The following is a 246-nucleotide window of genomic DNA, read 5'->3' as shown; positions in this document are numbered from 1 at the left end:
CGAACGCTGCGGCTTCAACGCGTACGCGCTGCGCGAAGACAAGGACATCCACGACGCGCTGAAGGCATTCACCGAATTCACTGTCCAGTATCAAGGTGCATTCGACGATCCTTCGCCACTCTTTCGCCATCGCGAAGCGGCCGCTGCCGCGCAGAAGGCGTCGGTATGACGAGCGCAACGGGCATCACGGCTGAACTGCAAGCGAAGATCGAACGTCTGGACGTGCTGCTCGATTCGATCGCGCAG

At 60.6% G+C, this 246-nt stretch carries 1 protein-coding gene; it reads left to right on the top strand.

The features are described from left to right. On the top strand, positions 1-169 hold a 169-nt coding region (locus SB771_RS36295; protein ID WP_410722196.1), incomplete at its 5' end, for a DUF934 domain-containing protein. Between the last annotated feature and the right edge of the window lie 77 nt (positions 170-246).

It is taken from the genome of Burkholderia sp. SIMBA_051 (genome assembly GCF_046534915.1).
In the GTDB taxonomy this organism is placed as follows: domain Bacteria; phylum Pseudomonadota; class Gammaproteobacteria; order Burkholderiales; family Burkholderiaceae; genus Burkholderia; species Burkholderia ambifaria.
The sequence above is the reverse complement of the archived record's forward strand: the minus strand, read 5'-3'. Positions and strand labels throughout refer to the sequence as shown.